This is a genomic window from Embleya sp. NPDC001921, from assembly GCF_053594475.1.
This window is the reverse complement of sequence record NZ_JBSFEO010000125.1, coordinates 1-5579: the sequence shown is the minus strand read 5'-3', so window position 1 is coordinate 5579 and position 5579 is coordinate 1. Positions and strand designations below refer to the sequence as shown.

Annotated in this window: 13 protein-coding genes; all 13 read left to right on the top strand. The window is 72.0% G+C overall.

Annotated elements, in window-relative coordinates; translation table 11 throughout:
- The coding region (locus ACWCPW_RS51460; protein ID WP_449768598.1) for a hypothetical protein at nucleotides 1-252 on the top strand (252 nt) is incomplete at its 5' end.
- Nucleotides 249-455, top strand: a complete 207-nt coding sequence (locus ACWCPW_RS51455; protein ID WP_449768597.1) for a hypothetical protein — start codon at nucleotides 249-251, stop codon at nucleotides 453-455. The genes ACWCPW_RS51460 and ACWCPW_RS51455, both read left to right, overlap by 4 nt.
- Entirely contained in the window at nucleotides 452-880 is a 429-nt protein-coding gene (locus ACWCPW_RS51450) for a DUF6197 family protein (protein WP_449768596.1), read from the top strand. Before ACWCPW_RS51455 ends, ACWCPW_RS51450 begins: the two co-directional genes overlap by 4 nt.
- Nucleotides 877-1287 (top strand): HNH endonuclease signature motif containing protein, encoded by a 411-nt coding sequence (locus ACWCPW_RS51445; RefSeq protein ID WP_449768595.1) that lies wholly within the window; start codon nucleotides 877-879, stop codon nucleotides 1285-1287. The genes ACWCPW_RS51450 and ACWCPW_RS51445 overlap by 4 nt, the downstream gene beginning before the upstream one ends.
- Nucleotides 1284-1868, top strand: coding sequence for a hypothetical protein (locus tag ACWCPW_RS51440; RefSeq protein ID WP_449768594.1), 585 nt, complete (start codon nucleotides 1284-1286; stop codon nucleotides 1866-1868). The genes ACWCPW_RS51445 and ACWCPW_RS51440 overlap by 4 nt, the downstream gene beginning before the upstream one ends.
- Nucleotides 1865-2752, top strand: coding sequence for a PD-(D/E)XK nuclease-like domain-containing protein (locus tag ACWCPW_RS51435; RefSeq protein WP_449768593.1), 888 nt, complete (start codon nucleotides 1865-1867; stop codon nucleotides 2750-2752). Before ACWCPW_RS51440 ends, ACWCPW_RS51435 begins: the two co-directional genes overlap by 4 nt.
- Nucleotides 2749-3633 carry a hypothetical protein gene (locus ACWCPW_RS51430; protein ID WP_449768592.1) on the top strand — a complete coding sequence of 295 codons (885 nt, stop codon included), beginning with the start codon at nucleotides 2749-2751 and terminating at the stop codon, nucleotides 3631-3633. The genes ACWCPW_RS51435 and ACWCPW_RS51430 overlap by 4 nt, the downstream gene beginning before the upstream one ends.
- The gene (locus tag ACWCPW_RS51425; protein WP_449768591.1) at nucleotides 3630-3917 is read left to right on the top strand and encodes a hypothetical protein; all 288 of its coding nucleotides are present in this window, start codon (nucleotides 3630-3632) and stop codon (nucleotides 3915-3917) included. The genes ACWCPW_RS51430 and ACWCPW_RS51425 overlap by 4 nt, the downstream gene beginning before the upstream one ends.
- Nucleotides 3917-4144, top strand: coding sequence for a hypothetical protein (locus ACWCPW_RS51420; RefSeq protein ID WP_449768590.1), 228 nt, complete (start codon nucleotides 3917-3919; stop codon nucleotides 4142-4144). The genes ACWCPW_RS51425 and ACWCPW_RS51420 overlap by 1 nt, the downstream gene beginning before the upstream one ends.
- Nucleotides 4141-4380 carry a hypothetical protein gene (locus tag ACWCPW_RS51415; RefSeq protein ID WP_449768589.1) on the top strand — a complete coding sequence of 80 codons (240 nt, stop codon included), beginning with the start codon at nucleotides 4141-4143 and terminating at the stop codon, nucleotides 4378-4380. The genes ACWCPW_RS51420 and ACWCPW_RS51415 overlap by 4 nt, the downstream gene beginning before the upstream one ends.
- Complete coding sequence (locus ACWCPW_RS51410) at nucleotides 4377-4520, top strand: hypothetical protein (protein ID WP_449768588.1); 144 nt, start codon at nucleotides 4377-4379, stop codon at nucleotides 4518-4520. Before ACWCPW_RS51415 ends, ACWCPW_RS51410 begins: the two co-directional genes overlap by 4 nt.
- A complete protein-coding gene (locus tag ACWCPW_RS51405) occupies nucleotides 4517-4825 on the top strand; it encodes a hypothetical protein (RefSeq protein WP_449768587.1) in 309 nt (102 codons plus the stop codon). The genes ACWCPW_RS51410 and ACWCPW_RS51405 overlap by 4 nt, the downstream gene beginning before the upstream one ends.
- Entirely contained in the window at nucleotides 4822-5487 is a 666-nt protein-coding gene (locus ACWCPW_RS51400; protein ID WP_449768586.1) for a hypothetical protein, read from the top strand. Before ACWCPW_RS51405 ends, ACWCPW_RS51400 begins: the two co-directional genes overlap by 4 nt.
- Nucleotides 5488-5579: the final 92 nt, after the last annotated feature.

Below are 5579 nucleotides of genomic sequence, written 5' to 3'. Positions count from 1 at the left end.
GCGCGGCCGGTGCCGCCGGAGATCGCGGCGATGGTCCGCGACAGCAAGGGAATCGAGGCTGCCCTCAAGGCCGAAGCCCGCGACTCGGAGACGCTCTGGCCGGCCGGGAATCTGTCGGCGTCTCAGCTCGACGGCACGGCGTGTGTCCGCTGCGGCGAGCTGCTGCCCGCAGTGTCGGTTCCGGCGGGCCGCGCGACGGGCTTCGGCCAGGTGTTCGCATGCGCCCCGTCGTGCCCGGGTGGTGCGTCGTGACGGCCGCCGACGGCCTCGCGCGGGCGCTGGAAGACGCGCACTTCATGTTCGGGCCGCACGAGACGGCCGATCCGCAGTGGTGGATGGCGCGCCAGGCGTTCCTCTGCGCCGCGACCGGCCGGCCCGCTGAGCCGTGGCCCGGCACGCCCGCCACGCAGCCGGCGGCCACCACCGACACGACGACCGGGGAGACGACCCGATGACGACACCGAGGGAGCGCGAGAGCATTCGCGAGCTGATCGAGTACCAGTGCCAGCGCGAGCGCACCGAACTCGCCGCCATGTACCGGCGGGCCGCCGAGATCATTCGCGTGAACGGCTGGGCCCAGGGATACGAACTGGCCACCGGGGCCAGGGCGACGGACGGCAGCTCGGTCGACGTCGTCGGTGCCCTCCGGGTGGCAATCACGGGTACTACCTGGTCGGACGACGCCCCGTACTCGACGGGTGACGTCCTCGTCGCCGAGCGCCGGCTCGCCGAACTGCTCGGCCTGCTGCGCGACCCGCGCGAGCACCCGACGGACGCGTTGACCGACTGGAACGACGACCTCCTGGACCGCACGGTCGAGCAGGTCCTCGCCGCGCTGGAGTCGGCTGCTGGCGCGGCCGAGTCGGGCGGTCGTCCGTGAAGCCGCTGAAGGACACGCTGCTCCCACGGATGGCCCTCCCCGACGAGACGGGACGCATGCTCTGGCTTGGGCGCGCCAACCGATACGGCTACGGCGAGATCCGCCGAGTGAAGCGCGTCTTCATGGCTCACCGGGTCGCCTACGAACACTTCGTCGGACCGATCCCCGAAGGCCTCCAGTTGGACCACCTCTGCCGGAATCGGCGCTGCGTGAATCCGAACCACCTGGAGGCCGTGACGGGCACCGAAAACACTCGCCGCTCCCCGTTCTCACACAAGCAGGTCTGCATCCGAGGCCACTTGCTCAACGAGCAGACCTTCTACGTGAATCCGGCTGGCAGTCGCGTCTGTCGAGCCTGCGCGGCACATCGCAGGCGCAAGTACGCCGAACAGCGGAGGACCCGATGACTGCCCCCATGTCCGAGGAGCGCCTCGCGGAGATCCGCGCGATGCGGTGGACCGAGACGTCACGCCACTTCGCCCGCGACTTCCGCGACGAGGACGAGAAGTTCCTGTGGGTTCACGGCGCCGCGTACTACAACGCACGCGTCGAGGCGGTCGCCGAGATCGACCGGCTGCGGTCCGAGAACGAGCGGCTGCGGGCTGCGGCGGAGATGCCCGGCTGGGTGCGCGAGACCACGCACGTCGTGGTCGAGCAGCGCGGCGGCCGGGTCATCACCGCCTCCGGCCTGGACCTTCAGGACTGGTGGCGCACCGGCCGTATCGGTGAGGTGTTCGACGACTACGCCGCCGAGCCCTGCCACATCACGGACGTCGGCCTGTTCCACCTGTATCTGACGTATGTCGACGGGGCGGGCGCCTACTGGGAGCACCGCGGGGACTGGCAGTACGACGAGCCGCTGATGTTGCGGGTCGATGAGCCGGGCGGGCCGTCGACGTCGGTGCCGGAGTTCCTGGCGGACGTCCTGGCGCGCGGCCCGCTGACCCCGGCCCCGCGGCCTGCGCCCGCCTCCGAGGCCCCCGCGTGACCGCCTCGACTGCCGCCGCTGCCCTGCCCCCCAGGGCGGCGGCGGCCCCCGAGCCCATCGCGGCAGGGGTCTACGACATGCCCGCGGACGTCTACCACGCCCGCCGGGACAGCCTCTCGTCCAGCGGCGCCCGCAAGCTCCTGCCGCCGTCCTGCCCGGCCTTGTTCCGCCACGAGCAGGACAACGCCCCGGAGTACAGGAACCACTTCGACTTCGGAACCGCCGCGCACCGCATGGTCCTGGGCGACGGACCCGAACTTGTCGTCGTCGACGCCCCCGACTGGCGTGGCAAGGACGCCAAGGCACAGCGCGCCGAGGCCCGTGAACGCGGTGCGGTGGCACTGCTGCCCGACGACCACGCCCGCGTACTGGCCATGGCGGCGGCGCTCGCCGAACACCCTTTTGCGCCCGACCTGTTCGCGAACGGCAGGCCCGAACAGTCCCTGTTCTGGACCGACCCGCAGACCGGCGTGCAGCGCAGGGCCCGCACCGACTGGCTGCCGAGCCAGCGGGCCGAGCGGCTGATCATCCCCGACTACAAGACCTGCCGCGACGCGTCCCCGGCGGCGCTCGCCAAGGCGATGAACGAGTACGGCTACCACCAACAGGCCGCCTGGTACCTGGACGGCGCGGTCGCGCTCGACCTCGCCGACGAGCGGGCGACGTTCCTGTTCGTCTGCCAGATGAAGGAGCCGCCGTTCCTGGTCACGGTCGTCGAGCCGGACGCCATGGCCCTGCGGATCGGGCGCGCCCTCAACCGGCAGGCCATCGAGACGTACCGCGACTGCGTGGCGGCCGACCACTGGCCGGCGTGGAGCGAGGACGTGGTGTCCATCGGTCTCCCCCCGTGGGTCGAGAACCAATTCTTCGAGGAGAACTCGTGAACTACCCGATCGAGCACCACGCGCCGCCAGCGCCGACCCCGGGCCGTCTCGGGCAGGGCACGGCGGTCGAGCAGTCCCGCGCGGTGGCCGAGGTCCAGGCCGCCGTCGTGGTAGCCCAGCAGTGCCCGCGCAGCCTCGGCGCCGCACGCACGGCCATGCAGCAGTCCTGCCAGATGAGGGGTCTCGCCGAGCGGGCGTTCTACCGCTTCCCCCGGGCGGGCGGCGCCGTGTCCGGGGCGTCGGTGCACTTGGCCCGCGAGTTGGCCCGCTGCTGGGGCAACGTCCAGTACGGCATCGCCGAGTTGCGTCGCGACGACGAGTACGGCGAGTCGGAGATGCAGGCGTGGGCCTGGGACGTGCAGACCAACTCACGCAGCTCGCAGACCTTCATCGTGCCTCACAAGAGGGACAAAAAGGGCGGCGCCGAGAAGCTGACCGAGCTGCGCGACATCTACGAGAACAACGCGAACATGGGCGCGCGCCGCTTGCGTGAGGCGATCTTCAGCATCCTCCCGCCGTGGTTCGTCGAAGAGGCCAAGGACCTGTGCTCGAAGACCCTGGAGAAGGGTGACGGCCGGCCGCTGAACGACCGGATCGCGGGTGCGGTCGCGGTGTTCGCGGGCCTGGGCATCGACGCGGCCCGGCTGGAGCAGAAGCTCGGCCGCACGCAGGACCGGTGGACCGCGCACGACATCGCCCAGTTGTTGATCACGCACAAGAGCATCGAGCGCGGCGAGGTGTCGGTCGACGACGAGTTCCCCGCGCCTCGGACGACGGCCGCCGAGATCAAGGCTCAGGCGGCGGCGCCCTCGAGTGGTGACCTGCCGAACGAGCCGGATGCCAACTGGCCGCCCACCAACACGCAGGGCGGTGCCCAGTGACCGGGCCGGAGCACTACCGCAGGGCCGAGATCTTTCTGGCGAGCGCCCGTGCCGTGAAGGAGGGACACCCGGACCGCAACCGGCTCGTCGCCGAGTGCACGGCCAGGGCACACGCCCACGCCACCATGGCCCTCGCCGCCGCCACCGCCGCGCTGCTCACCCGCGAGCACATCGACCCGAACGACTACGCGGACTGGCGGGAGATGGGCGACCGGGAGCGCATCGACGCGCAGCGCTCAGCGGCCCGCCGGGCGAAGCTCGCCGAGGGCGAGGTCCCGTTCTGATGGCCGCCTCCCCGCGCACCCTGCCCGGCCGGGTCATCCCGGCCGGGCGGGGCCCCCGCACCCCGGCCCGGATCCACCACGGCGCCCACGTCATCACCACCGCCCGGCCGCCGCACCCGCGCGTGCTGGCCGAGCTGGACTACGTCGCCGACGACGCCAACTGGACCGACCACCTGTACGTCTGCCGCGGCTCCTGGGCCGCACGCCTGATCGGAGACGCGTCGTGACCACCCTGATCGTCCTGGCCGCCATCGCGGCCGGCGCCGTCACCATCTCCACCGTCTCGCTGCTGCTGTTCCTGCGCGACCACCGCCGCCGGCCCAAAGCCGACCAGAACGTGCCGGACCCGGCCTGGCTGGCCGCCTACCTGCGCTCGAACCCCGCGTTCGTCCAGGCCGTCAACCGCGAGGTCGACATGGCCGAGCACCGGGCGGCGATCGAGTCCTGGCGGTGGGACCGGTGATCACCGCCCTGTGGTTCCCGGCCGTCGTCGCCGCGGTCGCCGGCGTCCTGGTGATCCTCGGGATCTCCCTCGCCGGCGCCGGGATCGAGATCACCCGCTCGCTCCGCCACCCCCACGGACAGCACCGGAGGACCCGATGACCGACACGCCCAACACCCCCGGATCTCTCACCGCAGCCATGCTCAAGCAGGTCTTCGAGACCGACGCGCTCGTCGCCCGGCACATCGACGACGAGGAGCGGTTCCAGTTCGTCAGCGCGCGGGCCACGGCGTTCGTAGCCGCCGAGGCGCTGGTGTTCCTGACCGCCCTCGACCCGGAAGCCGCCGCCAGGTTCGCCAAGCAGGTCGCCGAACGGCTCGACGAGGGCGACCTGACCAACTGGGCCTGGTGTCACGCCGACGAAGCCGGCTGGGACCCGCAGGTCTGGGCGGAGGCGCCCCGATGATCCGCCTGATCACCCGTCGCCGCCTGCAACGCCTCCAGCACGCCCGCGACGTCGCCCAGAGCACCGAGCTGGCGCTCTCCCGCCAGATCGACGACCTCAGGTGGCAGCGGGCCGACCTGGAGGCCGCGAACAAGGGGCTCCTGCAGCACTCCGAGGAACTCGCCGCCGCCGAGGAGCGCCACCGCGGACTCGTCCGGCGGGCCATGGACGCCTACGAGGCCCGCGTCAGCCAGGCCATCGGAGAGCGCGACCAAGCCCGCGCGATCGCCGTCGACCTCGAGCAGCAACTCGCCGCACAGGCCGACCTGGTCACCGGACTCCGCGCAACCATCGCCGCCCGCCTGGAGTGGACGCAACGCGCCGGCGCCGAGTACGACACGCGCATCGCTGCGCTCACCGCCGACCGTGACCGTGCACTCGCTCTGGCCGAGACCGCCCGAGCCGCCGCCGAGGCCGCGGACATCCCGATCGTCGCCGGCCTCGACCCCGACGACTACCTGACCACCGTCAAGGCCGCGCTCGCCGACATCGCCGCCCGCAAGAAGGCAAACGCCAAGCCGTGTGAGATGTGCGGCGCCGGCACCTTCGGAGACCGGCACGCCGACGTGCTCCCGAATGGCCGGCACGTGTGCGGCGGGTGCTTCAGCGAGGTGGCTTCATGACCGCCACGACCACCGACCTGCGGTCCCTGACCCAGATCCGCTGGGAGACCCGCCTGGCCGCCGCCGGACTGCACGCCGTCTCCGCCGCCCAA

What these genes read in the sequence shown, in the direction of transcription:
- ACWCPW_RS51450 (WP_449768596.1), top strand. Translation starts at nt 452, where the DNA reads ATGACGACACCGAGGGAGCGCGAGAGCATTCGCGAGCTGATCGAGTAC.
- ACWCPW_RS51440 (WP_449768594.1), top strand. Translation starts at nt 1,284, where the DNA reads ATGACTGCCCCCATGTCCGAGGAGCGCCTCGCGGAGATCCGCGCGATG.
- ACWCPW_RS51420 (WP_449768590.1), top strand. Translation starts at nt 3,917, where the DNA reads ATGGCCGCCTCCCCGCGCACCCTGCCCGGCCGGGTCATCCCGGCCGGG.
- ACWCPW_RS51405 (WP_449768587.1), top strand. Translation starts at nt 4,517, where the DNA reads ATGACCGACACGCCCAACACCCCCGGATCTCTCACCGCAGCCATGCTC.
- ACWCPW_RS51400 (WP_449768586.1), top strand. Translation starts at nt 4,822, where the DNA reads ATGATCCGCCTGATCACCCGTCGCCGCCTGCAACGCCTCCAGCACGCC.